The organism is Streptomyces sp. NPDC091271 (assembly GCF_044757505.1).
Taxonomy (GTDB): domain Bacteria; phylum Actinomycetota; class Actinomycetes; order Streptomycetales; family Streptomycetaceae; genus Streptomyces.
The window spans coordinates 70,111-93,522 of sequence record NZ_JBIVVD010000010.1 but is presented as its reverse complement, the minus strand read 5'-3'; the positions used below and the strand labels follow the sequence as shown (position 1 = coordinate 93,522).

The 23,412-nt window shown below is 71.5% G+C and carries 21 protein-coding genes; 13 read left to right on the top strand and 8 right to left on the bottom strand.

Annotated elements, in window-relative coordinates; translation table 11 throughout:
* Positions 1-97: 97 nt before the first annotated feature.
* The 7 genes from ACIQM3_RS34380 to ACIQM3_RS34350 all read left to right on the top strand — a co-directional run bounded on the left by ACIQM3_RS34380 (position 98) and on the right by ACIQM3_RS34350 (position 7,418).
* Entirely contained in the window at positions 98-3,001 is a 2,904-nt protein-coding gene (locus tag ACIQM3_RS34380) for a Na+/H+ antiporter subunit A (RefSeq protein WP_401631455.1), read from the top strand.
* On the top strand, positions 2,998-3,591 hold the full coding sequence (locus ACIQM3_RS34375; RefSeq protein ID WP_401631452.1) for a Na(+)/H(+) antiporter subunit C: 594 nt from the start codon (positions 2,998-3,000) through the stop codon (positions 3,589-3,591). Before ACIQM3_RS34380 ends, ACIQM3_RS34375 begins: the two co-directional genes overlap by 4 nt.
* Positions 3,588-5,237 (top strand): Na+/H+ antiporter subunit D, encoded by a 1,650-nt coding sequence (locus ACIQM3_RS34370; RefSeq protein ID WP_401631449.1) that lies wholly within the window; start codon positions 3,588-3,590, stop codon positions 5,235-5,237. The genes ACIQM3_RS34375 and ACIQM3_RS34370 overlap by 4 nt, the downstream gene beginning before the upstream one ends.
* A complete protein-coding gene (locus tag ACIQM3_RS34365) occupies positions 5,234-5,866 on the top strand; it encodes a Na+/H+ antiporter subunit E (protein WP_401631446.1) in 633 nt (210 codons plus the stop codon). Before ACIQM3_RS34370 ends, ACIQM3_RS34365 begins: the two co-directional genes overlap by 4 nt.
* Positions 5,863-6,186: a monovalent cation/H+ antiporter complex subunit F gene (locus ACIQM3_RS34360; protein WP_401520095.1), complete on the top strand. Its 324-nt coding sequence runs from the start codon at positions 5,863-5,865 to the stop codon at positions 6,184-6,186. The genes ACIQM3_RS34365 and ACIQM3_RS34360 overlap by 4 nt, the downstream gene beginning before the upstream one ends.
* Complete coding sequence (gene mnhG, locus ACIQM3_RS34355) at positions 6,183-6,593, top strand: monovalent cation/H(+) antiporter subunit G (RefSeq protein ID WP_401631442.1); 411 nt, start codon at positions 6,183-6,185, stop codon at positions 6,591-6,593. The genes ACIQM3_RS34360 and mnhG overlap by 4 nt, the downstream gene beginning before the upstream one ends.
* 93 nt (positions 6,594-6,686) lie before the next feature.
* Positions 6,687-7,418, top strand: coding sequence for a CDP-alcohol phosphatidyltransferase family protein (locus ACIQM3_RS34350; protein ID WP_401631439.1), 732 nt, complete (start codon positions 6,687-6,689; stop codon positions 7,416-7,418).
* Here ACIQM3_RS34350 and ACIQM3_RS34345 read toward each other — a convergent pair.
* The gene (locus ACIQM3_RS34345) at positions 7,387-7,836 is read right to left on the bottom strand and encodes an adenylyltransferase/cytidyltransferase family protein (protein WP_401631438.1); all 450 of its coding nucleotides are present in this window, start codon (positions 7,834-7,836) and stop codon (positions 7,387-7,389) included. The two genes, ACIQM3_RS34350 and ACIQM3_RS34345, sit on opposite strands and share 32 nt — an antisense overlap.
* 117 nt (positions 7,837-7,953) lie before the next feature.
* Between ACIQM3_RS34345 and ACIQM3_RS34340 the strand changes: the two genes are divergently transcribed.
* The 3 genes from ACIQM3_RS34340 to ACIQM3_RS34330 are packed head-to-tail and all read left to right on the top strand — an operon-like array spanning position 7,954 to position 12,148.
* The gene (locus ACIQM3_RS34340; protein WP_401631435.1) at positions 7,954-9,231 is read left to right on the top strand and encodes a glycosyltransferase; all 1,278 of its coding nucleotides are present in this window, start codon (positions 7,954-7,956) and stop codon (positions 9,229-9,231) included.
* Positions 9,228-10,913 (top strand): lipopolysaccharide biosynthesis protein, encoded by a 1,686-nt coding sequence (locus ACIQM3_RS34335; RefSeq protein ID WP_401631432.1) that lies wholly within the window; start codon positions 9,228-9,230, stop codon positions 10,911-10,913. The genes ACIQM3_RS34340 and ACIQM3_RS34335 overlap by 4 nt, the downstream gene beginning before the upstream one ends.
* On the top strand, positions 10,910-12,148 hold the full coding sequence (locus ACIQM3_RS34330) for a hypothetical protein (RefSeq protein ID WP_401631429.1): 1,239 nt from the start codon (positions 10,910-10,912) through the stop codon (positions 12,146-12,148). Before ACIQM3_RS34335 ends, ACIQM3_RS34330 begins: the two co-directional genes overlap by 4 nt.
* Here ACIQM3_RS34330 and ACIQM3_RS34325 read toward each other — a convergent pair.
* Positions 12,117-13,631, bottom strand: coding sequence for a hypothetical protein (locus ACIQM3_RS34325; protein WP_401631427.1), 1,515 nt, complete (start codon positions 13,629-13,631; stop codon positions 12,117-12,119). The genes ACIQM3_RS34330 and ACIQM3_RS34325 overlap by 32 nt on opposite strands.
* A 120-nt stretch (positions 13,632-13,751) precedes the next feature.
* On the opposite strand from ACIQM3_RS34325, the gene ACIQM3_RS34320 reads away from it, so the two are divergent.
* Positions 13,752-14,909, top strand: a complete 1,158-nt coding sequence (locus tag ACIQM3_RS34320) for a glycosyltransferase (protein ID WP_401631424.1) — start codon at positions 13,752-13,754, stop codon at positions 14,907-14,909.
* A gap of 4 nt (positions 14,910-14,913) precedes the next feature.
* On the opposite strand, the gene ACIQM3_RS34315 is transcribed toward ACIQM3_RS34320, so the two are convergent.
* The 5 genes from ACIQM3_RS34315 to gmd are packed head-to-tail and all read right to left on the bottom strand — an operon-like array spanning position 14,914 to position 20,054.
* Positions 14,914-15,741 carry a glycosyltransferase family 2 protein gene (locus ACIQM3_RS34315; protein WP_401631420.1) on the bottom strand — a complete coding sequence of 276 codons (828 nt, stop codon included), beginning with the start codon at positions 15,739-15,741 and terminating at the stop codon, positions 14,914-14,916.
* Positions 15,741-16,439 carry a hypothetical protein gene (locus tag ACIQM3_RS34310; RefSeq protein WP_401631419.1) on the bottom strand — a complete coding sequence of 233 codons (699 nt, stop codon included), beginning with the start codon at positions 16,437-16,439 and terminating at the stop codon, positions 15,741-15,743. The genes ACIQM3_RS34315 and ACIQM3_RS34310 overlap by 1 nt, the downstream gene beginning before the upstream one ends.
* Positions 16,436-18,691 carry a LamG-like jellyroll fold domain-containing protein gene (locus tag ACIQM3_RS34305; protein WP_401631416.1) on the bottom strand — a complete coding sequence of 752 codons (2,256 nt, stop codon included), beginning with the start codon at positions 18,689-18,691 and terminating at the stop codon, positions 16,436-16,438. Before ACIQM3_RS34305 ends, ACIQM3_RS34310 begins: the two co-directional genes overlap by 4 nt.
* Entirely contained in the window at positions 18,688-19,044 is a 357-nt protein-coding gene (locus ACIQM3_RS34300) for a hypothetical protein (protein WP_401631414.1), read from the bottom strand. Before ACIQM3_RS34300 ends, ACIQM3_RS34305 begins: the two co-directional genes overlap by 4 nt.
* The gene (gene gmd / locus ACIQM3_RS34295) at positions 19,041-20,054 is read right to left on the bottom strand and encodes a GDP-mannose 4,6-dehydratase (protein WP_401631411.1); all 1,014 of its coding nucleotides are present in this window, start codon (positions 20,052-20,054) and stop codon (positions 19,041-19,043) included. The genes ACIQM3_RS34300 and gmd overlap by 4 nt, the downstream gene beginning before the upstream one ends.
* Positions 20,055-20,169: 115 nt before the next feature.
* Here gmd and ACIQM3_RS34290 point away from each other — a divergent pair, with 115 nt between their 5' ends.
* On the top strand, positions 20,170-21,153 hold the full coding sequence (locus tag ACIQM3_RS34290; protein ID WP_401631409.1) for a GDP-L-fucose synthase family protein: 984 nt from the start codon (positions 20,170-20,172) through the stop codon (positions 21,151-21,153).
* 72 nt (positions 21,154-21,225) lie between these two features.
* On the opposite strand, the gene ACIQM3_RS34285 is transcribed toward ACIQM3_RS34290, so the two are convergent.
* Entirely contained in the window at positions 21,226-22,776 is a 1,551-nt protein-coding gene (locus ACIQM3_RS34285; protein WP_401631406.1) for an exopolysaccharide biosynthesis polyprenyl glycosylphosphotransferase, read from the bottom strand.
* 202 nt (positions 22,777-22,978) lie between these two features.
* Between ACIQM3_RS34285 and ACIQM3_RS34280 the strand changes: the two genes are divergently transcribed.
* Positions 22,979-23,356 carry an ankyrin repeat domain-containing protein gene (locus tag ACIQM3_RS34280; RefSeq protein ID WP_401631402.1) on the top strand — a complete coding sequence of 126 codons (378 nt, stop codon included), beginning with the start codon at positions 22,979-22,981 and terminating at the stop codon, positions 23,354-23,356.
* Positions 23,357-23,412: the final 56 nt, after the last annotated feature.

Here is a 23,412-nt window from a genome sequence, read left to right as displayed (position 1 = left end):
GTAACCAGCGGGCGGGCCGTCGCGCGGCGCGCCGGGCGGGTGAACCGGGCCGGGGGATATATCTGTATTCGGTGCCCTTTGTTCCGGACCGCCTGACGTGATCGCACTCATCCTCTGCCATTTCGCACTGGCGGCCTGCTCGGCGCCGCTCGTGCGGCGGCTCGGCAGATACGCCTTCGTCGTGCTCGCGCTGCCCCCTGCGGCCACCACGGTGTGGGCGGCCACCGAGTGGGGCGGCACGGAAGCGGGCCGGGCGGTCACCTGGTCATGGGAGTGGATCGGCACCTACGACGTGTCCATCGCCCTGCGCCTGGACGCGCTCGCCGAGCTGATGGTGCTGCTCGCGGCCGGGGTGGGCATGCTCGTCCTGCTGTACTGCGCGTACTACTTCACCGACGACTCACCCCAACTGGCCCCCTTCGCCGGGAACCTGCTGGCCTTCGCCGGTGCCATGCTCGCCCTCGTCCTCGCGGACGACCTGATCTCGCTCTACGTGTTCTGGGAACTGACCACGGTCTTCTCGTACCTGCTGATCGGGCACACCAGCCGGCGCAAACAGAACCGCCGCTCCGCCCTCCAGGCCCTGACGGTCACCACACTGGGCGGCCTGGCGATGCTGGTCGGCTTCCTGATCCTCGGCGAGGCCGCGGGAACCTACCGGATCTCCTCGATCGTCGCCGAGCCGCCGGAGCCGACCCTCGCCGTATCCGTGGCCGTCGTCCTCGTGCTGTGCGGGGCCCTGTCCAAGTCGGCGATCTGGCCGTTCAGCCTCTGGCTGCCGAACGCCATGGCCGCGCCCACCCCCGTCAGCGCCTACCTGCACGCCGCGGCCATGGTGAAGGCCGGCGTCTACCTGGTGGCACGGCTCGCCCCCGCCTTCGCCGACGTCCCCGTCTGGCGGCCGGTCGTGCTGGTGCTGGGGGGAGCGACGATGCTCCTCGGAGGCTGGCGCGCCCTGCGCCTGAACGACCTGAAGCTGGTCCTCGCCTACGGCACCGTCAGCCAGCTCGGCTTCCTCATGGTGCTCGCCGGGGCGGGGAACCGGAACGCCGCGCTCGCCGCCGTCGCGATGATCCTGGGGCACGCCCTGTTCAAGGCCGCGCTGTTCCTCGTCACCGGCATCGTGGACCACGCGACGGGCACCCGTGACCTGCGCAGACTCTCCGGCCTCGCCCGCACCATGCCGTACGCCTGCGCGGTCGCGGTCCTCGCCGCCGCCTCCATGGCCGCCGTGCCGCCCCTCCTCGGATTCGCCGCGAAGGAGGCCGCCTTCGACGCGCTGCTGCACGGCGACACCGCCGACCGCTGGGTGCTGGCCGTCACCGTCGTGGGATCGGTGCTGACCGTCGCGTACACCCTGCGCTTCGTCTGGGGAGCGTTCGCCCGCAAGCAAGGTGTCCCCGACACCCCCACCCACCGCGTCGGCGCCGGCCTCCTGGCTCCGCCCGCCGTGCTCGCCGTCGCCGGGCTGGTGCTCGGCCCCGGCGTCGGATGGACGGACCGTCTGTTCGCCGCGTACGCCGACGTCTTCCCCGCTCCCGCGCACCCCTACCACCTCGCGCTCTGGCACGGCTTCGGGACGGTCCTGCTGCTGTCCGCCCTGGCCTGGGCGGGCGGCGCCGTGCTCTTCGCGGGGCGCGTGACGGTCGCCAAGGTCTCGCGGCGCGTCGCCTGGCCGACCGCGGACAGTGTCTTCGGGCACCTCCTCCTGGGCCTGGAACGTGTCGCCCTCCAGGTCACCGGCTTCGTCCAGCGCGGCTCCCTCTCCGGCTACCTGGCCATCACGCTGATGGTGATGCTCGTCGGCCAGCTGGCGGTCCTGGTCGCGGACCGGCCCTGGGAAGGAGCGGTCGCCCCCCGGGTGTGGGACACCCCTCTCCAGGGGGCGGTGGCCGTGCTCACCTGCGCCGCGGCCCTCTCCTGCCTGACCGTCAGCCGCCGGATGAAGGCCGTCGTCCTGGCGGGGCTGACCGGCTACGGCGCGGCGTTGCTCTTCGTCGTACAGGGCGCGCCCGACCTGGCACTCACCCAGTTCTGCGTCGAGACCGTGTCGATGATCGTGTTCGTGCTGGTGCTGCGCCGGATGCCGGTGCGTTTCGAGGAGTCGATCGGCACATGGCGGCGGGCCATGCGGATCCCCGTGGCGCTGGCGGCGGCGGCGACGGTCGGCGTGGCCGTCTGGGTGGCGGGAGCCGCCCGGGTCGCCGAGCCCGCGGGCGCGGCGATGGTCGAGGAGGTCGCCCATCACGGTCTCAAGGACGTGGTGGCCACCATCCTGGTCGACCTGCGGGCCTGGGACACGATGGGGGAGTCCGCCGTCCTCGCGGCGGCGGCGATCGGGGTGACCAGCCTCATCTATCTCCACCGCCGCGGCGAAGCACCCGTGCAGAGGGAGGAGTTGCGGGGGGAGACCGCCTGGTCGCTGTCGGGCCGCCGGCTGACCGGACTGCCGCAGGGCGACGACACGGCGCCCGAACGCAGCTGGCTGGCCGCCGGATCGACCCTCGCGCCCGAGCACCGTTCCGTCGTCTTCGAGGTGGTGGCCCGGCTGCTCTTCCATCCCATTCTGGTGCTCTCCCTCTATCTGCTGTTCTGCGCGGAGAACATGCCGGGCGGCGGCTTCGTCGCCGGACTCGTGGCGGGCCTCGCCCTCATCACGCGCTATCTGGCGGGCGGCAGGTTCGAACTGGCGGAGGCCGCGCCGCTGCAGCCCGGACTCTTCACCGGACTCGGACTGTTCGTGTCCACCGGAGTCGCCCTGGGCGGGCTCGCGGAGGGGACGGTGCTGCACGCCTGGACCTACCACGGGCATCTGCCGGTCTTCGGCGACTACCACCTGAGCACCTCGGTCCTCTTCGACTTCGGTGTCTATCTGCTGGTGCTCGGTGTGGTCCTGGACATCGTGCGGGCACTGGGCGCCAAGGTCGACCGCCAGATCGAACGGGCGGCGGGCGCACTGACCACCGCGACGGAGACCGGAACGGGGGAGACCGGGCGATGACCATGAGCGCCTCGCTCCTCGCCACCGCCGTCGTCCTCTGTGCGGTCGGTGGCATCCTCATGCTCACCCGGCCGCTCACCCGCATCCTGCTCGGCGCGGTGATCACGGGCAACGGCATCAACCTGCTGGTCCTCTCGGCGACCGGCTCGGCAGGCGCGGCACCTCTGCTCTACGGCGTGCCGCTGCGGCGGATCACCGACCCGCTGCCCCAGGCCATCGCCCTCACCGCCATCGTCATCACGCTCGCCACCACGGCCTTCCTGCTCGCCATGGCCTACCGAAGCTACCAGCTGACCGGCACCGACGAGGTCCACGACGACCTGGAGGACCGGCGCATCTACCTGCGCGCCGAGGTGCTGGGGGAACGGGCCGAGCTCCGTGAGGAGTACCGGGCGGGGCCGCGCCCCACGCGGCAGGAGCGTGCGCGCTACCGCGAGGAGCACCGCCGGCTGCGGGCCCGGCTCCGCGCGGACCGCGCCCTTCAGGCCCGGGGCCGGGACGCGGGCGGAGACCTGTGGCACGACGTGCTGGGAGCCGATCCGGAGGACTACGTGAAAGACAGGGACGACGACCGAGGAGCCGCCGGATGAACGCCCTCGTCCCGCTGCCCGTCCTGCTGCCGCTCTGCGCCACCGGGGTGAGTCTCGCCTTCGGCACCAGGCTCGCGCGCTTCCAGCGCTTCATCAGCGTGGCCGTCCTCACCGCCGTCCTCGGTCTCTCGGTGGCACTGATGATCGCCGCCGACCGCCAGGGCGCCCTCTCCGTCCATCTCGGCGACTTCGCGCCGCCGCTCGGCATCACACTCGTCGCCGACCGGCTGTCCGGGCTGATGCTGACCGTCTCCTCGGCGGTCACCCTCTCCGTCCTCGTCTACTCGCTCGGCCAGGGCATGGCGGACCGGGACAAGGAGACGCCCGTCGCCGTCTTCCACCCCGCCTATCTCATCCTGGTCTCCGGGGTCTCCCTCACCTTCCTCGCGGGCGACCTCGTCAACCTCTACGTCGGCTTCGAGATCATGCTGGTCGCCAGCTTCGTCCTGCTCACGCTCGGCGGCACCGGCCCCCGGATCCGGGCCGGCTCCACCTACGTGATCATCTCCCTGTTCTCCTCGATGCTGTTCCTCACGGCGATCGCCATGACCTACGCCGCCGCCGGCACGGCCAACCTGGCCCAGCTGGCGGTCCGGCTGCCCGAACTCCCCCTCGGTGTACAGACCCTGATCCAGGCCATGCTGCTCACCGTCTTCGCCATCAAGGCCGCCGTCTTCCCCCTCGCCGCCTGGCTCCCCGACTCCTACCCGACGGCGCCCGCGCCCGTCACCGCGGTCTTCGCGGGCCTGCTGACGAAGGTCGGGATCTACTGCATGCTGCGGACCGAGACCCTGCTCTTCCCCGGTAACCGGCTCGGCGATCTGATCATGGCCGTCGCCCTCGTCTCGATGCTCGTGGGCATTCTCGGGGCGGTCGCGCAGACCGACCTGAAGCGGCTGTTCTCCTTCACCCTCATCAGCCACATCGGTTACATGGTCTTCGGTATCGGCCTCGCCACCCGTGCGGCGTACGGCGGCGCGATCTTCTACGTCGCCCACCACATCACCGTCCAGACCACCCTCTTCCTCGTGGCGGGACTCATCGAACGCCGGGGCGGGACCAACGAGCTCACCCGGCTCGGCGGACTGGCCAGATCGGCTCCCTTGCTCGCGGTCCTCTTCTTCGTCCCCGCGATGAACTTCGCCGGGATCCCGCCCTTCTCCGGTTTCATCGGCAAGCTCGGACTGATGCGGGCCGGGGTCGCGGACGGCAGCGTGTGGGCCTGGATCCTCGTCGCGGGCGCGACCCTGACGAGCCTGCTCACCCTGTACGTGATGGCCAAGATCTGGAACCTGGCCTTCTGGCGTACCGAGCCACCGGGCCAGGCCGCCTACGGCACCGTCCTGGAGACCGCCGACGACAGCGACGACGAGGACACCGACACCGGGCCCGACCGCATCCCCGGCACGGGCGACGAAGGGGTGGGGCCCCCACCGGCCGGTCAGACGCTGGCCGCGACCCTGCACGGAAGGGCCGTCACCACCACGATCCGCCCGCCCAGGGCCATGACGGCGGCCACCGCGGGAGCCGTCCTGCTCGGCCTCGCCTTCACCGTGCTGGCCGGCCCGCTGGCGGCGTTCACCGACCGTTCGGCAGCCGAACTCATCGCCCGCCGTCCCTATGTGGAGGAGGTGCTCGGCCGGTGAGGCGCCTGATCACCCTGTCGTACCACAACCCCGATCTCCCGCCGTACAGCGTCGAGTTCGCCGGCCGCCGGCGCCGCGTGCTCGACCTTCCGCTGATCGCCTGGCTCACCCTGATCTGGGTCATGCTGTGGTCCACCCTGACCTGGGCCAACGTCATCACCGGCGTGGTCGTCGCGGTGACCGTCTGCCTGGCGTTCCCGCTGCCGCAGGTCGATCTGGGGCTGCGGCTGCACCCCTGGGGCATCCTCCGGCTCGCCGGCTATCTGCTCTACGACATGTACACCTCGGGGGTGAAGGTCACCCGGCAGATCTTCGTCGGCCGCCCGCACCGGCCCGCCGTCATCGGCGTACCACTGCGGTGCCGCAGCGACCTGATGCTCGCCGCGACAGCCGTCTCCGTCTCCAACGTGCCGGGCGGCTCCGTGGTGGAGGTGCGCAGGGCCACCGCCACGCTCTTCATGCACGTGCTGGACGCGGACAGGCCGGAGGAGCTGGAAGCGGCCCGGCGCTCCGTCTGGAAGCTGGAAGAACTGACCGTCCGGGCGTTCGGCACCCCTGACGAGATCGCCCGGGTCTCCGGGCCACCACCACCGGTCGCCGGGTCCGACGGCGGAGAGGAGGGACCGTGAGCGGCCCCGAGACCGTCGACCGCGTGCTGATCACCGCCGCCGTCGTGTTCGTCGTCGTGGCGGGCGCGCTGCTGCTCTTCCGGATCAGCCGCGGGCCCTCCATGCTCGACCGGGCCATCGGGCTCGATGTCTTCGCCGCGGTGATCATCGCGGGGCTGGGCGCCAAGTCCGCTTTCGCACGGGACCCGTTCTACTTCCCGGTCATGCTCGTGCTGGCGTTCCTCGGTTTCACCGGCTCGGTGGGCATCGCTCGCTTCATCGCCGTACGCGACAAGCCGCTGTCGCGCCGTAAGGCCGACGGGAAGGAGGGGCAGCGGTGAATGTCTTTCTCCAGATCACCGACACGGCCGGCGCGGTACTCGTGTTCCTCGGCGCGGCGATCTGTCTCCTCGGTGTCGTCGGCATGCTCAAGCTGCCCGACGTCCTCTCGCGCAGCCACGCGGCGACCAAGCCGCAGACCCTCGGGCTGCTGCTGGTGCTGGCCGGGGTCGCGCTGAGGCTGCGCAGCGGGATGGACCTGGCGACGCTCGCCCTCATCGGCTTCTTCCAGCTGATGACGGGCCCGGTGGCCGCTCACCTGGTGGCCAGGTCGGCGTACCGGACGGGGCAGATCGAGCGCGGTGAGCTCCTCTTCGACGACCTGGACGCACAGCTCACCGAGCCGGGTACGGACCCCGGTGGCGAGCAGGAAGCCGGCGGCGGATCCGAGCGCGGCCAGGGGAGTTGAGCGCCCCGGACCACGGTACGTCTCCGTATCGCCACGCCCCGCACACGATTTCTGCGATGATGCGCCGGGAATCCACCGGGCGCTGGGGGGCGTATGGGAAGCACGGGTACGGTGCTGCGCGAATTGCGCGGCGCGCAGAAGTCGTCCAAGGGTGTCTCGCTCTACTCGCGGTACGTGAACCGGCCGGCCGGGCGTCTGCTCGCCGCCGGTGCCTTCCGCATCGGACTGACGCCCAATCAGGTCACCTCGATCAGCGCGTTGTTCACTTTCCTGGCGATCGCCGTCGTGGCCCTCGTGGAGCCGTCCTGGTGGCTCGGGGTGGCTGTCTACGCCGGTCTGGCCGTCGGCTTCGCCTTCGACTCCGCCGACGGGCAGCTCGCGCGGCTCACCGGGCGGGGCGGGCCGGACGGCGAGTGGCTCGACCACGTCGTGGACTGCGCGAAGATGATCCTCGTCCACAGCGCCGTACTGATCTCCTTCCACCGCTTCGGCTCCCTGCCCGGCGAGGGCTGGCTCCTGCTGCCGCTCGGCTTCCTGTTCGTCGCCGTGCTCACCTTCTGCGCGGGGCTCCTGCGGGAACAGCTCGGCAACGCGGCGGCCCGCGCCGCACCGGCACCCGCGGGTCCCGCGGCGCCGGTGTCCCCGGTCCGGGCGGTGGCACTGCTGCCGGCGGACTACGGGGTCTTCTGCCTGGTCTTCCTGCTGCTCGGCGCACCCGGGGCCTTCCGTGCCGGGTACGCCGTGCTCGCGGCCGTGCACGCCTTGTTCCTCGTGGCGTTCCTGGTCAAGTGGTTCAGGGAGCTGAAAGCGCTCCGGGCCGGCTGACGAGCACGTCCAGTGCCCGGCGCAGCTGGGTGCTGGACGTGTGCACCGTGTACGGGAAGTAGACGACCTCCACCCCGACCTCGGCGAAATCCCGCTCCAGACGCTCGCCCTTCTCCGTACCCCGCCAGTCGTCACCCTTGAAGATGACGTCGAAGCGGACCTGCTGCCAGGTCTCGACCTTGTCGGGAACGGTCTCCACGAACGCCGCGTCCACATAGCGCACGCTGCGCACGATCTCCAGCCGCTCGGTCAGCGGGATCACCGGTCTGTGGCCCTTGGCCAGCTCGGCCATCTCGTCGGAGACGACTCCGGCCACCAGGTAGTCGCACTGACTGCGGGCGTGCCGCAGGATATTGAGGTGGCCGACGTGGAACAGGTCGTACACCCCCGGCGCGTAGCCGACTCTGTGCTGCACCATCCGTTCTCTCCCCCCACGGTGGAACTGGTTCAACGACCTTACTGTGAAGAACACTTGTGCATCCCGTGAACGGATAAGCTCGGAGGAGTGCTGTTCCGGGGGGAAGGCGATCATCCGTTGTCCGCAGCTGAGCATCTGAGACCGTTCGAAAACCGCAGACTTCTCGTGGTCTCCACCAACTACGCCCCCGAGCTGACGGGCATCGGCCCGTACGCCACGCAGCTCGCCGAGCACTGGGCGGCGTCGGGGGCCAGGACGGAGGTCCTGGCCGGCATGCCGCACTACCCCGCCTGGCGCGTGGACGAGGGGTACCGGGGCGTGTGGCGCAGGGAGGAGAGCCGTGAGGGCGTGCGGATACACCGGCGACGCCACTACGTGCCGCCACGACAGACCGCCCTGCGCCGCGGCGCGTTCGAGGCGAGCGTGCTCGCCCACGGGATCCTCGCCCCACCGCCCGGCCGTTTCGACGCGGTGGTCTCCCAGATGCCGAGCCTCGCGGGCGGCGTGCTCGGGGCCCGCCTGGCGCGCCGCCACCGAGTCCCCCACATACCCGTCGTCCAGGACCTGATGGGCGCCGCCGCCGCACAGAGCGGCATCCGAGGGGGAGGCGGAGCGGCGGACGTCGCCGCGAAGGCCGAGCGCTACGCCCTGCGCGGCGCGGCCCTCGTCGGTGTCATCCACGGGAGCTTCGTGGAGGGGGTCACCGCCCTCGGTGTGGACCCCGGACGCATCCGGGTGGTCCCCAACTGGACGCATGTGCGGAGCCCTTCGGCCGACCGGTCCGCCACCCGGGCCCGCCTGGGCTGGGACGTCTCCACCCCCGTCCTGCTGCACTCCGGGAACATGGGCCTCAAGCAGGGGCTCGACGTCCTGGTCGGCCTGGCGCGGCTGGCCCCGGACATCCGGGTCGTCCTGATGGGTGACGGCAACCAGCGCGACGGACTGCGCGAGCTGGCGGCCGGGCTGCCCAACCTCGACTTCCTGCCGCCCGCCGACGCGGACGACTTCACCGACGTGCTCGCCGCCGCCGATGTGCTCGCGGTGACCCAGCGAGCCTCCGTGCTCGACATGAGCGTGCCGTCCAAGCTCACCTCGTACTTCGTCTCCGGACGGCCTGTCGTCGCCTCCGTGGCCGACGGGGGCGGTACGGCGGACGAGGTGCGCCGCTCGGGCGCGGGCGTCCTCGTGGCCCCCGAGGACCCGGCCGCGCTCCTCGGCGCCGTACGCCGGCTGGCCGCCGACCCGGTGACGGCGGACGCGCTGGGGGCGCACGGCCCGCGGTACGTCGCACAGCACCTGAGCAGGGAGGCGGGCCTCGCCCGCTTCGACGCCCTGCTCGCCGAAGCGCTCGGTGACGCGCGAACAGGGGACACACGAGGGGGAGCACGCCGATGACACACCAGATACGTCCCCTGGACGACCAGGACGAACCGGCGCTGCTGCGCGATCAGTTCCGCCAGCTCCTGCGTTATCGCCTGCTGCTCGCCGGGGGCGTCGTCGTGGGACTTCTCGGCGGGGGCTTCCTCGCCCTGAGCGGCGACGACACGTACACGGCCACCGGTGAGGTGCAGGTGCGCTCCGCTACCGCGGACCCCTTCGCCACCGGGGCCTCCGCGGACAAGGGCATCAACATCGGCTCCGAACGGCAGACAGCCGTAAGCGACACCGTGGGCGACCTGGCGGCCGGGACCCTGCTCAAGAAGGGCGACGACGTCACCGCCCGGAAGCTGCTGGCCGGCCTCCAGGTCACCAACCCGCCCAACACCCTCACCCTCCGCTTCTCCTACACCGGGGCCGCCCCCGAACAGGCCAGGGTCCGCGCCGAAGCGCTGGCCAACGCCTACCTCGCGCACCGCAAGGCGCGTACCCAGGAAAGCCTCGACAACATGGCGAACGGCTACCGCGCGCAGCTCGAACCACTGGAGGAGAAGCGCGATCTGCTGGAGGAGCGGACCGGGGTCGACGCCGCGGACGACGTCAGCAGTGCCCGCGCCAACATCATCGTCTCCATCTCCGAGCTGAGCCGGAAGATCTCCGAGCTCAAGGCGCTCGACACCACCCCCGGCTATCTCAACAAGAAGCCCGTCGCCCCCACCGAGCCCGCCGGAGCGGGTCTGCCGCTGCTCCTCGGGCTGGGCGCGGTCGTCGGCCTCGCCCTCGGCCTGCTGCTGTCCTGGGTGCGTCTCGTCTTCGACCCCGCCGTACGCTCCCCCCGCGAACTGGTCCGCTCCCTCGGGGCCCCGCTGCTCGGCACGCTGCCCAGGGAGCGCGCGGCCGGGGACTCCCTGCTCGCGATCGGGCGCAGCGGTTCGCGGCTCGCCGAGGAGTACCGCGCGGTCGCCTTCCGGCTCGCCTACGACCCGTCGTTCGCGGAGCGTCGCAGGCTCCTGGTCACAGCCCCGCGCGGGGACAACGCGGCCGCGGCGGCCGCGGCGGTCAACCTGGCCGCCGCCTTCGCCGAGATGGGCCGTGACGTCCTGCTCGTCGAAGCAGATCTGCGTACCCCCTCCCTCGCCCATGACCTGGGGCGGGCGGCCCACGAGGTGCGGCCGCCACGCTGGGCCGCCGACGAGAGCGACCGCGGCTGGCCGGCCGGCGGCCGCTCCAACGTGGATGTGCCCGGGTCCGGGGCGTTCGCCCTGGTGGCCGGGGTCACCGCGGACAACGTGCCGCGCGCTCTGACGTCCGCCTCCGTCGGACGGATCGTCGCCGAGGCCGACCGCCCGGGCGCGGTGGTCATCGTCCTCGCCCCGCCGGTGCTGTCGTACGCCGACGCGGTCGCCCTCGTCGACCGCGTGGAGGGCGTCATGATCGTCTGCGACCCCCGCGAGGTGCACCGCAGCGACCTGGAACGCATCCGCGAGATCATCGGTGCCTCGGGCGGCTCGGTGCTCGGCGCCCTCCTCCACCCCGGCCGGGCCCGGCTGCGCCGCTCGGAACGCCGGCACAAGGCCGCCCGGCGCCGCACCGGCGGCCCGGACGGCCCGTCCGCCGAAGCGGAAGCGCCGGAGATCACCGGAAGCCCCGACGAGACCATGGGGCTGCGTTCCTTCACCCTCCCGGGGGCGCGCCGGTGAGAGCCCGCACCGCGATCCTCTGTTCGGTCGCGGACCAGGGCGTGGCGGCGCTCACCAACATCCTGGTGCTCGTGGCCGCCGCCCGGCTCTCCACCGTGGCCGACTTCGCCCGCTTCTCGGCGGTCTACCTCGTCTTCACGGTGCTGCTCGGTGTCTCCGGCGCGTACACGGGGCAGCCCCTGGTCCTCCGGCGCGGCGGGGGCGAGGACACTCGGGGCGCCTGCCGCTCGGCCGTAGTGTTCACCGTCGGGGCGTCGGCGGCCCTCGGCGCCGCGACGGCCGCCGTCTGTCCGTTAGTCCCGGGGGACACCGCTCGCGCCCTGCTGGCGCTCGGCCTCGTCCTGCCGGTGGTGCTGGGGCAGGACGCCCTCCGTTACGCCTTCTCCACCCTCCAGAAGCCCCATCTCGCCCTGACCGGGGACCTGTTGAGACTGGCCTGCGTGCTGGGCGCCCTGGCCGCCCAGGAGTACGGGGCCGCCCCCGCCCGGCTGATCGCCGTCTGGGGGCTCTCCGCCCTGCCGGCCCTCCTGCTCTCCGCCGTGCTGCTGCACCGCTCGACCACCGGGGCCCCGATGTCGCTGCGCCCGCTGCTGAGGCGCGGCCACCTCGGGCAGCGCTTCACCGTCGAGTTCGGTGTCGGCAACGCGACCAGCCAGCTCTCCGTCCTCGGGCTCGGCGCCGTCGCCAACCCCCTCCTGGTCGGAGCCCTTCGCGGAGCGACCACCCTGTTCGGGCCCCTCAACGTGCTGTTCACCTCCGCCACCTCCTTCGGCCCGCCGCTCCTCGGCCGGATCGGCGACGAACGGCGCCGGGTGCGGGCCACCGCGGGCCTCGCCGCCGTGCTCGCCGCCACCGCCGCTCTCTGGGCCGCCGCACTCGCCCTGCTGCCCGACCGGGCGGGGCGAGAGCTCCTCGGCGACACCTGGCCGACGGCGGCCGCCCTGCTCCCGGCCACCGGCAGCCAGTACGCGGCGATGGCCGTGGGCACCTGCGGACTGCTCGCCCTGCGCATGCTCGACCCGCGTACGACGCTGAGCATCCAGGTGGTCTTCTCACTCACCGCCGTGGCCCTCATGGCCGGGGGTTACGCCCTCGGAGGCGTCCCCGGGGCCGCCTGGGGACTGTGCCTCGGATCGCTCTGCAAGGCCGCCGCCACCTGGACCCGGGTCGCCCGGCTGCGCCGCCGGAGCACGGCGGAGACCCTCAGCGCCGACGCGTTGCCCGCTGCTCCCTGAACGTGCTGATCAGCACCAGGCACAGCGCGGCTATCGCCAGCTTCCCCGCGGCCTGGAGCAGCGGTCCCCGCAACAGGATGAAGGTGTACCCGGCGATCAGCGGAGCCGCGATCGCCAGCACGCTGCCCGGCCCGGGGCCCGCCCGTGTGACGGCCAGCGCATACCTGCGGTCCGTACGGGCCGCCGCGTAGCCGATCAGCGCCAGGCCGCCGATCATGCCGGACGCGCCGAAGTCGACCCAGAACTCGGTCCACAGGGGAGCCGACAGGTTGGTCATGTTCATCCCCATCCACTCGCCGACCCGCACCCCGGTGTCCTCGGGCTTTCCGCTCCACACGGCCCTGGGCACGAAGAAGAGCGCGGAGCCCGCGAGTTGACGGCCGTAGGTGTGGCCCCGGGCCTCCACCCAGGAGATGGTGTTGGCGAACATCACCGTCTGGTCGTAGTCCTTGGTGGCCAGCGGCTCGAAGACGGAGGCCGACTGCACGGGCCGGTACCCCTCGTCGTCGTAACGGAAGCGGTCGGCATAGGGGAACAGCACGAGGGCGCCCACCACGCCCATGGCGAGCACCGAGCGGTACATCGCCGCACTGCTCGGGAACGCGGTGAACAGCAGGGACACCAGCACCGTCAGGAACCAGTAACGCGCGTTGGATATCGGGTTGTTCACGATCAGATTGACCGCCGCGAGCGTCACCCACACCAGCGCCGTCGAGGGGGAGCGCCGGGCCCGGCGGGAGGTCACCAGGCGCCGGGTGTAGAAGAGGAGAGCCAGCAGCGCCGGGACCGTGCCGAAGCCCTTCAGGAACGCGGAGCCGACGTTCGACTCCGCCGAGGCCACCCCGCTCTGCGCCACCGTGTCGCTGATCTCCTGACGGCTGGAGAAGAAGACGGCCGGCCCGCCGAGCTTCAGCACGTAGTACGCGCTGGCCAGCAGCGCGAGCAGCACCAGCAGCCGCAGCCTGACCGGGTGAGCCACCGCGGGGCCGCCCGTGGCGCGCGAGGAGTCGCGCCTCTTCAGCGGGCGCCGCGAGGCCAGCAGCGCACCCAGATCGAAGGCCGCGCACCCCACCAGGATCATCGCGATCGCCGTCACCAGATCGGAGCGCGGTCCCACCATCGGCGTAGGGGTCTGCCCGATCACCACCTGGGCGAACGGCGCCACACCCATGGCGATGTACACGAACATCCAGAAGACGCCCTGGAGCAGCCGTCTGCGGGTGGAAAGGATCATCGTGGCGAGCCGGGCCCCCGCGTAGCAGGTCAGGACGAGCTGCAGCCAGTAGGCGGTGTCCCGTACCCCCGAACCGGGCTGGGCGGCGATCACCGCGGGCAGGAAGCAGACCAGGCCCAGGATGAGCGGCACCGACAGCGCCCGCGAGAGCATCGCCCACGTCAGGGGCCTCGCCGGAGGCTCGGCCGGCGGGCGCGGAGCGCTCTCCCGGACGGCGACGGCCCCCACCGACTCGTGCACGGACGTCATGACCCCCCGATCACCGGCCCCGAGAGCCCCATGGCCCACGAACACCTTAACGAATGCGCCCACTTGAGGTGATGAGATGACTAGTCTGTGAACAGTCGGCCGAGGTTGAGGGGAACCCTGGTGAAGGTCCTGCACATCGTCACGCTGCACACTCCGGACCACGCGTTCGGCGGGCCCACCCGGGTCGCGCTCAACCTGTCCAAGGTCCAGCGCGCCGACGGCGACGACGCCCGCATCATGGCGCTCGGCGACGGCTTCGAGGGCGCGCTGCCGGACACGGTCGAAGGGGTGCCCGTGCACCTCTTCCAGGCGCGGCACCTGCTGCCGATGTTCGAGGTCAGCGGCATCACCTCCGGTGCCCTGCTGAACACCGCGCGCCGCATGATGCGCGGCGCCGACCTCGTCCACGTCCACCTGATGCGCGACCTCGTGACCCTGCCCGCCGCGCTCCTCGCCCTCGCCACCCGCACCCCCCTCGTGGTCCAGACGCACGGCATGGTCGACCCGACGGAGAAGCGAGTCGCCCAGCTCACCGACCTGCTGGGCGTCCGCACGGTGCTGCGCCGCGCCGACGCCGTGCTGCACCTCACCGAGGCCGAGCGCCTCGACGTGAACGCGGTCGCCGCGCCGGTCGCCCTCACCAACACCGTCAGGCTCGTCAACGGCGTACGGCCGCAGGAGCGCAAGCCCGCCCGGGACGAGGGCCGGCCGCCCACCGTCCTCTTCCTGGCCCGCGTCCAGGAGCGCAAGCGGCCCGAGGACTTCGTCGCGGCGATGCCCGCCGTCCTCGCCCGGCACCCCGACGCCCGCTTCGTCCTCGCGGGACCGGACACCGGCGCGCTCCCCGGCACGTTGGCGCTCGCCCGGAAACTCGGCGTCATGGACTCGCTGGACCATGTGGGCCCCCTCGGCCACGAAGAGGTGCTCGCGGCCGGGCGGCAGGCCGATGTGTACGTCCTGCCGTCGATCGAGGAGCCCCTGGGCGTGTCGGTCCTGGAGGCCATGTCCGTCGGCACGCCCGCCGTCATCACCCGGACCTGCGGACTCGGCCCCGACGTGGCGGCCGCCGGAGCGGGCCGGGTGATCGACAGCCGGGTCGGCCAGGACGCGGAGAACGCCCGCAAGGTCGCGGACGCGGTCCTGGAACTGCTGGAGCCCGAGGCCAACGACCGTGCGGGCAAGGCCGCGTGGAACCTGGTCAACGAGCAGTTCACCATCGAGGCCGTCACCCGGACCCTCCGGGGGACCTACGAGGACGTGGTCCGCCGGAGGGCGTGATCCTTCACCCCATCTGCCCTTCACGGGACTTGAGCGCTATCTGCCAGCGGTAGAAGCTCATGGCCAGCGCGAAGTCCAGACCGGCGCGCCCGTCGAGGAAGCCCCGGCGGTAGACGTACATGTAGGCGAAGGACACCAGCGGCTTGAACGGCGCCTTGTGGAAGAGCTGGCCCTGACGGGACTTCACCTTCCGCACCTGTTCCTTGACATCGGGGTGCTGCTCCAGCCAGGCCTCCCAGTCGGAGTAGCGGTTGTGCCGCTCGAACCAGGCGGTGACGGGGTCCAGGTCCTGGTGCTCGATGGGATTGCTCAGTGCCTCGGCCGTCGGCGCGACCGGCTGGTAGTGCCCCTCGACCTCCCCGATGCCGGGCGCCGCGAGGTCGCCCACCTCCGGGTAGTGGCACCGGGTCCGGTCAGTCAGGGACCGCTTGCGGATCGTGTAGCCGTGCCGCAGCCGCTTTCCCGAGAACCAGTAGCCCAGCGGGATGTCGTACGCGGCGGGCTTCGGGCTGTCCGCGTCGGCGAAGATCCTCCGCAGCTCCGCCAGCAGCCCGGGACTCAGCCGCTCGTCACCGTCGAGCAGCAGGATCCAGTCCAGGTCCGTGCGCACGTTCTCCAGGCACCACTGCTTCTTGCGCGGATGCCCTCCGTCCCAGGTGTACGTGACGACTTCGGCCCCGCACTCCTCGGCGATCTTCGCCGTGTCGTCGGTGCTGTGGGAGTCCACCACGACGACCGCCTCGAAGTGGCCCAGGACCGACTTCACCGCCTCGGCGATGTTCAGGCCCTCGTTCTTCGTGGGGATCGCGACGGCGATGGGCAGCTTGCTCATCAGTTGTCTCCTTGCGGCAGCCAGGCGTAGCAGCCTGTGGAGGTGAAGGCGCGGGCGGATCGGGCGACGGTGATCTCCACCTGCTCGCCCGTGCCGGAGGAGCCCGACTCCAGCTCCTTGCCGTCCGCCCCCGCCACCTGCCAGCTGCAGGCCTTGGTGGGGGAGGGGGCCCTGTACCGCCCCGGCCGGAGCCCGGCGCCCTTGTGGGTGCCGTCGGCGTAACCGAGCGCGGCCTCGTCGACGACGTCCTGGTGCTGGGGACAGAGATGGGTCACGGCCGGCTTCGCGTCCGCGACCTCACCGGAGACGACCGCCGCGACGGCGATGCCCCGGTCGGCCTTGACCAGGTAGCGGAGCCTGTCACAGGTCTCCTGCCCGGTCTGGAGCACCGCGGCCGGGTCCATCCCCTTGGGCACGCGATCGGTCAGATACTCCTTCTGCTTCCTGGTGAAGGAACCGGTAGCCGGGGTGATGTCCCCGGCGGGAGCCTTCGGCGTACTGCTGGGCTTCCGAGGTGCCGGGGCCGCCGTACGGGCCGGCGACGGCGTGGGGGACGCCGTCGCCGCGGCGGACGGCGTACCGCCCGCCGCCGCTGCGGACTCCTTGCCCCCGTCGCCGGACCCGCCGGACGAGCCGCAGGCGGCCAGCACCGCCGTCGCGAGCGCGACGGCGGTGCCGGCCAGGAACGGGTGTCTCATTCAGCGTTCCTCAGGCCGTAGTGCGCGCTTACCTGGGAAGCGCTCAGCGCGGTCGGGTACACGGCGGTCTCGTCGATCTGACCGGCGAAGAAGTTGCTGGTCGGACGGTTGGCCCAGTTGGTCAGGTTGTCCCCGCCGACCCGCCAGTAGCCCGGGTAGTTCTCGTTGCCCGTGTAGAGGAGATTCGACGCGCGCAGCTGCCCGTCGACGTACAGCCGAATGCCGTTGGTGCCCTGGGTGGCGACGACATGGTGCCAGTTGCCGTCGTTGTAGGCCCCGGCCGTGGTCACCGTACGGCGGCCGCCGCTGTAGACACCGAAGACGAGCCGCCCGTCGTTGGCCATGTACACATGCTTGTCGAAGCGGGTGCTGTTCTGCATGCTCAGATTGCCGAAGCCGATGATCTTGCCGCCCCGGGTGGTGGTGGTCTTGATCCAGGTCTCCACGGAGAAGCGGGTGGGCTGCGCGTGACGCTTGTTGCTGTACGCGTACTCACTGGAGCCGTCGAACCCGATGGCGGTCGAGTCGCCCGCGATCGCGGCCGGAGTCTGCCGGTAGGAGGGCGCGTTGCGCAGGAAGCCGCTGTTCAGGCCGCCCGTGGTGTCCGCCGCGAAGGTGGAGGCGCCCTCGTCGTAGCGCCAGTACAGCGAGGCGCCGTCCGACAGCACCCGCGCCGGGTAGGCCTGTGTCGACGCGGCCACGGTCGCCGACTGTGCCGGGGACTTGGCGCTGGTGTTGGTCCCGTCGCTCGCGGTGATGCGGTACGAGTGCGTCTCACCGGCCGCCACATCGGTGTCCGTCCACTTCAGCTGCGGACGGTCCCAGAAGAGCGAGTATCCCGTGACCGTGTGCACGGGCGTGCTCGCGCCGTCCTTGTAGATCCGGTAGGTCAGCTCCCCGTCGTCGGTGTCGAAGCTGGTCTGCCAGTCCACGTCGATCCGCCCCGGGGTGACCGTGGAGAGACTGACGTTGGGAACCCAGGGGGCCCCGGTGTCCGGGCCGTCGGCGAACCGGGTCAGGCCCTGCTGCCCGGCGCCGTTGACGGTGGTGAACTCCCCGCCGACCCACAGGTAGTGGTGGCCGCCCTTGTCGGTCTGCGTCATCACGCGGGGCCCGACGGGCTCACCGATACCGTCGTTGGTGTCCGGGAACCAGGGCAGCAGCGTCGGGTCGTCGACGGACTGGGCCAGCAGATGCTTGCGCGGCTGGTCGGCGAACCCGCCCATGCTGGCGCAGTCATGGGCGTGACTCCCGCTGTACAGCACGCCCGAGTGGACCAGGACGGCCTGGGTGGCGCCCAGGCAGGTGTCCCGCCAGCGCTGCTGGTAGTCGTCGAGGTCGATGGCGATCCGGCCGTCGAACACACCGCCTCCGGTGCCCTCGTTGGCGGTGTAGAGACCGGTCGAGTCGGTCGTGAGGTCCTGCACCGTCGAGGTTTCGGGGATGAAGCCCGGGTAGCTCTTGGTGAGCGCCCCCGTGGTGGCGTCGACGACGGCGAGCGCGTGCGAGGTGGTGCCGTTGACGGTGAAGAAGTCCCCGCCGAGCGCCACGTGCTGCCCGTCGGGGGTCACCTGGACCGCCCGGGCCACCTCGTCGGCGTTCGCCTTCCACGGCAGCAGGCCGGCGTCGGTGGTGACGGCGGCGAACTTGTTCCTCGTCTGCCCGCCCACGCTGTTGAAGTCACCGGCCAGATAGACGGTGTCGGCGGTGACGTCCAGAGCCCGTACGGTCGCCGAGACGGAGATCTTGAAGTCCTCGCGGGGCGTGCAGGTCGCCGTGTCGACGGCGGCGATGTTGCTGACGCCCTCGCCGTTGACCGACCCGAACTGGCCGCCGACGTAGAGGGTCTCACCGTCGGGTGACAGTGCGAGCGCCCGTACGGTGGCGGTCCCCGAGGACTGGGTGAACGACAGGCTGCACCCTGTGGGCGCGCCGGTCGCCGCGTCGAACGCGGCGAAGTTGACCGCGGGCTGCTCCGAGGTTCCCGGTGCCGCGTCCGGCGGCCGGACGGTCGAGAAGGTGCCGCCGGCGTAGACGGTCCCCTCCGTCGCGGCCATCGACCAGACGATCCCGTTGGTCTGCCAGGTGGAGAGGTCGTCCGCGGTGATGGCCACCGGCGGTGTCAGCGCCGCCGCCGGGGAGGCCCCGGCCGCTGTCGCGGTCAGGGCTCCCGCGAACAGGCAGAGCGCGGCGGACGCGGCCCGCACACGGCCGCTTCCCCGGGGTCTCCGCCCAGTGCTTCCGTTCATCATTCAACTCCGATGGTGAGGACGAGCTGCGGCCGGCAGGCCGCGGTTGCCTCGCTCGACCGGTTACGGAGACTGTCCGTCCCGCTGCTGGTCAGGGCGAGTGAGGAGACGGAGCCGAGGGCTCCGTCCGGTGCGGACGCGTCCAGTTCCGCCGAGTGGCCGGTGGAGACCGATGGCGCGCCGGTGATGGTGCCCGGTCCGGACGCGGATGGCGTCGGCCGGGTGTTGTGGGGGACCGCCGATTCGGTCCATGTGCCGGTGACCGGCACGATGCTGTGGCTCTCGGCCGATTCCGCCGTCGGGTCCGACGCGTGCGCACCGCCCCGGGTGCGTCTGAGGCGTCCGGCCCCTCTCATCTGTCCACCCGGACCGCGGAACCCGTGAGCTGGTCGCTCAGCAGCCGGATGTCGGCGTCCACCATGATCCGGGCCAGCTCCCGCGACTTCACCTCCGGCTTCCAGCCGAGGAGCTCCTCCGCCTTGGACGCGTCGCCGATCAGCGCGTCGACCTCGCTGGGGCGCTCGTACTTCGGGTCGTAGCGGACGTGCTCCGCCCAGTCGAGGCCCGCGTGCTCGAAGGCGTACTCGAGGAACTGCCGGACGCTGACCCCCTCACCGGTGGCCACCACGTAGTCGTCGGGGGTGTCGCACTGGAGCATCCGCCACATCGCCTCCACGTACTCGGGGGCGTACCCCCAGTCGCGTACGGCGTCGAGGTTGCCCAGATGCAGCCGGTCCTGCAGGCCCGCCTTGATCCTGGCCACCCCACGGGTGATCTTGCGGGTCACGAAGGTCTCGCCGCGGCGCGGGGACTCGTGGTTGAACAGGATGCCGTTGGTGGCGAACATGCCGTACGCCTCGCGGTAGTTGACCGTCGCCCAGTACGCGTACACCTTGGCCACGCTGTACGGGCTGCGCGGGTGGAACGGCGTCCCCTCGTTCTGCGGGGGCGGGCTGGCGCCGAACATCTCGGAGGAGGAAGCCTGGTAGACCCGGGTCTCGATGCGGCTGGCCCGTATCGCCTCCAGCAGCCGGACCGTTCCGAGCCCTGTGACGTCCCCCGTGTACAGCGGTGAGTCGAACGACACCCGGACATGGGACTGCGCGCCGAGGTTGTAGACCTCGTCGGGCTGTATGTCCCGCAGCAGGTTGACCAGCGCGACCCCGTCGGACAGATCGGCGTGATGGAGCACGAAAGAACGATCTGCTTCCTCGGGCCCCTGATAGATGTGGTCGATCCGCTCCGTGTTGAAGCTCGAGGAGCGGCGTATCAGGCCGTGGACCGTGTACCCCTTCTCGAGCAGCAGCTCCGCCAGGTACGAACCGTCCTGTCCGGTCACGCCGGTGATGAGTGCGGTTTTCGCCATGACTCCCCCCTTCTCTGGTCGCCCGTCGGGCGGTTCGGTGCATTGAAATATCGCGATCTGAGCGGAATGCGGCAAAGCGTCACCCGGCTGCCGTGCTCCTGGCAGAATCCGGGCCATGACGACTGACCTCCCAGGACCGTCCCAGGAATCCGCCCGCCCCCTGCTGCGCCCCGGCGCCCGCATATTCGTCGCGGGCCACCGCGGCCTCGTCGGCTCGGCGCTGGTGCGCCGACTCACCGCCGACGGCCACGACGTGGTCACCCGTGGCCGGGACGAACTCGATCTGCGCGAGGCCGCGCCGACCGAGGCGTTCCTGCGCGACACCCGCCCGGACGCGGTCGTGCTGGCCGCCGCCAAGGTGGGCGGGATCATGGCCAACAGCACGAGTCCGGTGCAGTTCCTGGAGGACAACCTCCGGATCCAGCTCTCGGTGATCGCGGGCGCGCACGCCGCCGGGATCCAGCGGCTGCTCTTCCTCGGCTCGTCGTGCATCTACCCCAAGCACGCCCCGCAGCCGATCCCCGAGGACGCGCTGCTCACCGGCCCCCTGGAGCCGACCAACGAGGCCTACGCGCTGGCCAAGATCGCCGGGATCGTGCAGGTCCAGTCGTACCGACGGCAGTACGGCGCCTCGTACATCAGCGCCATGCCCACCAATCTCTACGGTCCGGGGGACAACTTCGACCTGGAGACCTCCCATGTGCTGCCCGCCCTGATCCGCCGCTTCCACGAGGCGAAACGGGACGGTGCGGACGAGGTCACCCTGTGGGGGTCCGGCAGCCCCCGCCGTGAGTTCCTCCACGTCGACGATCTCGCCGCCGCCTGTGCGCGGCTGCTGGAGGTGTACGACGGTGCCGAGCCGGTCAACGTCGGGTGCGGCGAGGATCTCACCATCCGTGAACTCGCTGAGACCGTACGCGATGTGACGGAGTATCAGGGCCGCATCGTCTGGGACACGTCGAAGCCCGACGGAACCCCGCGCAAGCTCCTTGACGTGTCCCGGCTCTCCTCCCTCGGCTACAAGCCGCAGATCCCCCTGCGGGACGGTATCGCCCGCACCTACGCCTGGTGGCTCGGCCGGAACGCCCCTCGGGGCTGACGCTCCGGCCGGACGGCCGCGGTACGCACTGAACCCGTGCACGCCCGTCTCCTCGTGTCCCCCTACCACGTCTCAGTACGCCCCGCGGCCGTCGGTGACGGCGCGCACCGTTCTGGCGAGGAGCCCCATGTCCGTCGCCACGGACCAGTTGTCCACGTACCAGAGGTCCAGCGAGACCGTCTCCTGCCAGGACAGGTCCGACCGCCCGCTGACCTGCCACAGACCGGTCAGACCCGGCCGTACCGCCAGCCGCCGCAGCTCCCGGTCGTCGTAGCGCGAGACCTCCTCCGGCAGCGGGGGACGAGGACCCACCAGGGACATGTCACCCCGTAGCACGTTGAGAAGCTGAGGGAGCTCGTCCACGGAGGTGCGCCGCAGGGCGTGGCCGATGCGGGTCACCCGAGGATCGCGGCGCATCTTGAACATCGGGCCCTCGCTCTCGTTCGCTGCCGAGAGCTGCTCCCTGAGGGACTCCGCGTCCGCCACCATCGTGCGGAACTTCCACATGGTGAACGGCCTGTTGTGCAGCCCGTGACGCGTCTGGCGGTGGAAGACCGGGCCCGGTGACGAGAGCCGCACCGCCAGAGCCACCCCGAAGAACAGGGGCGCGAGCGCCAGCAGCCCGAGAGCGGCGCCCGCCCGGTCCACGACGGCCTTGAGCGCGGCCTGCGGACCGTGCCGCAACGGCGGTGCGACATGCAGCAGTGTCAGTCCGGCGGCGGAGGCCGGCCGCACCCGGGCGGCGGCGACGCCCGACAGCTCCGAGAGGACGCAGAGGGCCAGCCCGCCGTCGTGCAGACCCCATGCCAGCCGGCGCAGCCGGTCGTCGTCGAGCTGCGGGCCGGGCGCGACGAGCACCAGATCCGCGTCATGGGCGAAGGCGCCACCGAGCACCGTGGACACGTCGTCGTCGGCGTGCCTGGGCCCCAGCCGCCCCGGAGCCGGGGTCGCGCAGGCCGGTGCCGCCGGGCCCACCGGGACCACGGCCACCGCTGTGTACGGGTGATCCGCACGGGAGTTGAGGAGAGTCACCGCCCGGTCCAGGCCCGCCGCCTCGCCGACCACCAGGACCCGGCGCCCCCCTCGCCGGCCCGCCGTGCGCCGTAACCGGCCCGCGGCCCCCACCAGGACGGCCACGGCAAGGCCGGGCACCAGAGCCGCGACGGCGGTCGCCGGGTCGAGGCCCCCGCCCGTCACGGCCAGCAGCACCGCCAGCACTCCGACGAGCGCCAGCCAGTCACCCGACGAGGCGTATGCCGCTCCGGCCGCTTCCCCCGGCAGCCGGCGCGCGTACCGGCCGCGTGCCGCACGCACCCCGCTCCATACGAGCGCGGCCGACGCCGCGGCGGTCAGCGGCCCCGGGTGATCACCGGCCCGCAGCACGAGCCATGCCGGAACCCCCAGGCCCAGCAGATCGGTCAGGACGAGGAAGGGCACACGCGGATCGGGCGACTTCTTCGCCCGTGGTCTCTCCGCGTGATCGCGCTCGACAGTCGTCGGTGCTCTCCACAACTGCTGCGGAGCCACCGTGTGATTCCGGGACCCGGCGGTACGCGGTCGTGGTGCTCCCGCGAGCCCGACAGGCCCGGATATATCCGATTCAGGTATTTCGACATGCCCCATGAACCCCCCAGCCACAGTTGCATCCCCACAAACGGGGCGCATCCGCCGATCCTGTGGACTGACGGATGCGCCCTCGCTCGGTGCACGATATCCACACACGTGCCATTTCGCTGGAGTTCTCGTGAAGTTCAGACACCGTGGGCGATGTGATCCGTGTCGCCCTGTCCGGTGGGTCGCGGGGGCGCAGACCTAGAGTGGCGGTATGGAACCGCTTTCCGAGGAACAGACGCACCAACTCGTCGTGATCGTGACGGATCTGGCCAGGGAGGGGCGTACGGCGGAGCTCCTGGAGTTCTTCGACCACGGGCTGCCGGTCGACGTCCAGGACCAGGAGGGCAACACCGCCCTCATGCTCGCCGCGTACCACGGGCGGACGGAGACCGTGCGGGCGCTGGTCGGGCGAGGGGCCGACGTCGATCTGCGTAACGCCAGGGACCAGTCACCGGTGGCGGGAGCCTTGTTCAAGGGCGAGGACGCGATCGTCGCCGCACTGGTCGCCGCGGGTGCCGACCTGGACGCGGGGACGCCCAGCGCGCGGGCCACGGCGCAGATGTTCGGGCGGACGGCGCTGCTGGAGTAGTCGCCACCGCGGAGGGGCCCCGGGCGACGACGCGTCGCCCGGGGCCCCTCACGTAC

Bases quoted from the DNA above. Each gene is read 5' to 3' on its own strand.
- ACIQM3_RS34345 (WP_401631438.1), bottom strand. From the start codon at position 7,836: ATGGTGCAGCACAGAGTCGGCTACGCGCCGGGGGTGTACGACCTGTTC.
- ACIQM3_RS34335 (WP_401631432.1), top strand. From the start codon at position 9,228: ATGACACACCAGATACGTCCCCTGGACGACCAGGACGAACCGGCGCTG.
- ACIQM3_RS34325 (WP_401631427.1), bottom strand. From the start codon at position 13,631: ATGACGTCCGTGCACGAGTCGGTGGGGGCCGTCGCCGTCCGGGAGAGC.
- ACIQM3_RS34300 (WP_401631414.1), bottom strand. From the start codon at position 19,044: ATGAGAGGGGCCGGACGCCTCAGACGCACCCGGGGCGGTGCGCACGCG.
- gmd (WP_401631411.1), bottom strand. From the start codon at position 20,054: ATGGCGAAAACCGCACTCATCACCGGCGTGACCGGACAGGACGGTTCG.
- ACIQM3_RS34315 (WP_401631420.1), bottom strand. From the start codon at position 15,741: ATGAGCAAGCTGCCCATCGCCGTCGCGATCCCCACGAAGAACGAGGGC.
- ACIQM3_RS34350 (WP_401631439.1), top strand. From the start codon at position 6,687: ATGGGAAGCACGGGTACGGTGCTGCGCGAATTGCGCGGCGCGCAGAAG.
- ACIQM3_RS34310 (WP_401631419.1), bottom strand. From the start codon at position 16,439: ATGAGACACCCGTTCCTGGCCGGCACCGCCGTCGCGCTCGCGACGGCG.
- ACIQM3_RS34375 (WP_401631452.1), top strand. From the start codon at position 2,998: ATGACCATGAGCGCCTCGCTCCTCGCCACCGCCGTCGTCCTCTGTGCG.
- ACIQM3_RS34290 (WP_401631409.1), top strand. From the start codon at position 20,170: ATGACGACTGACCTCCCAGGACCGTCCCAGGAATCCGCCCGCCCCCTG.
- ACIQM3_RS34305 (WP_401631416.1), bottom strand. From the start codon at position 18,691: ATGATGAACGGAAGCACTGGGCGGAGACCCCGGGGAAGCGGCCGTGTG.
- ACIQM3_RS34280 (WP_401631402.1), top strand. From the start codon at position 22,979: ATGGAACCGCTTTCCGAGGAACAGACGCACCAACTCGTCGTGATCGTG.
- ACIQM3_RS34285 (WP_401631406.1), bottom strand. From the start codon at position 22,776: ATGGGGCATGTCGAAATACCTGAATCGGATATATCCGGGCCTGTCGGG.
- ACIQM3_RS34370 (WP_401631449.1), top strand. From the start codon at position 3,588: ATGAACGCCCTCGTCCCGCTGCCCGTCCTGCTGCCGCTCTGCGCCACC.